This window comes from Lacrimispora sp. 210928-DFI.3.58 (assembly GCF_020554865.1).
In the GTDB taxonomy this organism is placed as follows: domain Bacteria; phylum Bacillota; class Clostridia; order Lachnospirales; family Lachnospiraceae; genus Enterocloster.
Genome location: NZ_JAJCIC010000085.1, coordinates 1 through 2,778, shown reverse-complemented (window position 1 = coordinate 2,778; position 2,778 = coordinate 1). Strand labels below are relative to the sequence as shown.

Below are 2,778 nucleotides of genomic sequence, written 5' to 3'. Positions count from 1 at the left end.
AGATCGTGAATACGCGGCAGTCACGGAACATTCTCTCGATCTTGTAATCCTTGATGAAGCCGTAGCCTCCGTGGATCTGTACGGCCTTCTGGGCGATCTCGTTACATACCTCAGATGCATAGTACTTTGCCATGGATGCGTTCATGGTGGCATCCTGCTTGGTATCCATTAAGTAGGCTGTCTTATACACTAACTGCTTTGCTGCCTCCAGCTTTGTTGCCATGTCTGCCAGCATGAAGCTGATGGCCTGGAACTTTCCGATCGGACGGCCGAACTGCTTTCTCTCCTTTGCGTACTTCACTGCCTCATCCAGACATCCCTGGGCTACTCCGATAGACTGGGCCGCTACTCCCAGACGTCCTGTGTTCAGGGTGTTCATAGCGATCTTGAAGCCGTCTCCCTCTTCTCCCAGACGGTCGCATTCCGGTACGATCACGTTGTCAAGGATGATATCGGAGGTTGCACAGCCTACCACGCCCATCTTGTTCTCCGGCTTGCCGCAGGATACGCCCTTTGCCTTCATGTCCACTACAAATGCGGAAAGGCCCTTGTTTCCCTTTGTCACATCAGTCTTTGCAAAGACCACTGCATAGTCAGACAGCGGAGCCATGGTGATGAAGCACTTACGTCCGTTCAGCACATAGTGGTCTCCTTCCTTCACTGCCACAGTTGCAACTGCGCTTGCGTCAGATCCTGCTCCCGGCTCAGTGAGGGCAAATGCCAGCTTCTTCTGGCCTGTTACGACCGGTCTTAAGTATTTCTCCTTCTGTTCGTCATTTCCTGCTAACAGCAGCGGGCCGCCGGATAAGGAGTTGGGGCTGGATACGTAGATGCTGGCTACGCCGGATACCCTTGCGATCTCCTCCATTACCAGCACATAGGAGCGCGCGTCTGCTCCCTGGCCTCCTAATTCCTTCGGGATCTTTACTCCGAAGAAGCCGGCTTTTGCCATCTTGTCTAAGATCTCCTCCGGGAACTCCTCCGTCTCTTCCACCTTGTCCAGAACTTCTTTTGTCAGTTCTTTCTCTGCGAAATCACGGGCTAACTTTCTGATTAATTCATGCTGCTCTGTGAAAAACGCCTCTGCCATGATTGTTTGTCCTCCTATTTTCTTTGTCTGTTTTTGATCGTCTGTAACTGTTCCCTATCCCTGCAGTTACGCTTACTTTTCTTTTTTCAGCCGGGCTCCTCTTTCTTCTCCCGTTCCTTTTCTGCCATCTCACGGGCCATCTCCTTTAAGACCTTTAAGTTGATCTTCCCGCTGGCATTCATGGGGAACTCCTCAAAGGAAAGGACATATGCCGGTATCTTATAATGGGCCAGCCTGGGCCTTAGGTAGTCTGTCAGGCCTGTTTTGGAGATCCTGCAGCCCTGCTTTGGTATGATGCAGGCCGCGATCTCCTCCTGGAGCACCTCCGCCGGGACTCCCACTACCTTCACGGAATCTACCCAGTCCAGCTGGCGGATCACCTGCTCGATCTCCTGGGGTGAGATGTTCTCCCCGGCTCGGATGATCATCTCCTTCAAGCGCCCTGTGATGTGGAGCTCACCATCCTCATCCATGCGCCCGATGTCTCCTGTCCGCAGCCAGCCGTCCTCTGTAAAGGCCTTCTCATTGGCCTTTGGAAGGTTGTAATACCCGGACATCACGTTATAGCCGCGCACCTGGATCTCGCCGTCCTTTCCTGCCCCCAGGATGGCTCCTGTGTCCGGGTCACTGATCCTGACCTCCACATGGTCTACGACTTTTCCTGCGGAAACCGCCTTCTCCTCATCCGGCTCATCCCAGTCTGCCACGGATACACAGGGAGATGTCTCCGTCTGTCCATAGGAGGGCTGCAGATGCATGTTGGAAAACCGCCTGCAGATCTCCACGAACTCTTCCCTTGTTACAGGAGAGCCTGCAATGATCCCTGATCTTAAGGAATCTGCCTTTCTGCCGGCATACCCGCTCTTCTTGATCAGGGCTAAGAACATGCTGGGAACACCGTTTAAGATGGTGCAGTGGTAATGCTCAATGGCATCCCATACCTTTGCTGTCTTAAAGTAGGGGATCAGGTGCATGGACATCCCGCCCACGATGCAGGAGATGATGCCGGCTGTGATCCCAAAGCAGTGGAACAGCGGCACGGTGATGCACATCTTGTCCTCCGGCGTCCATCTCATGGACCATATCATGGTCCTGGCATTGTTCACCACGTTGTAGTGGCTTAAGATCACTCCCTTTGGCAGGTTGGTGGTGCCGGAAGTAAAGATCATACAGGCCGGATCCCTGGAAGAAGCCTGGGCCTTTGAACGCTCCAGCTCTTCCAGGGCCTCCCGGGAGCGCACGGCCTCCGGGAAGCTGTCCTCACTCATCCAGGTGCCGGCCTCTTTTTCATTGATATGTATAAAATGCCGTACCTTCGGAGTATCCTTCCTGATCGCTGCAACAATATCCTCATAGATGATCGTCTTATACCCTGCGCCGTAGTAAAGCACCTGTACGTCAGAGTAATTGAGCAGGCCCTTGACCTCCTCCTCTTTATAGCAGGTATTGATGAGGATAGGCACTGCGCCGATCTTTGTCAGGGCCACGAAGGTGAAGACCCAGTTCGGGCTGTTCACGCTCCAGATCCCCACGTGGGTGCCTCTGGTGATGCCTAAGCCTCCCATCTGTACTGCCAGGAGGTCTGAAACCACATCCAGCTGGCGGAAGGTACAGCTCCATTCCCCCATCTCCATGGCAATATGGTTTCCATTTTTTTCGGCCTGTTCCCGTAGGCACTGGCCAATGGT

General features: G+C 53.6%; 2 protein-coding genes. Both read right to left on the bottom strand.

The features are described 5' to 3' along the window. Nucleotides 1-1,090 (bottom strand): acyl-CoA dehydrogenase family protein (locus tag LIZ87_RS21975; RefSeq protein WP_227149214.1); only part of this gene is annotated, 1,090 nt, incomplete at its 3' end. Between the two features lie 86 nt (nt 1,091-1,176). Further along, nucleotides 1,177-2,778, bottom strand: a 1,602-nt coding sequence (locus LIZ87_RS21970; protein ID WP_227149213.1) for a class I adenylate-forming enzyme family protein, incomplete at its 5' end; no start/stop codon positions are given.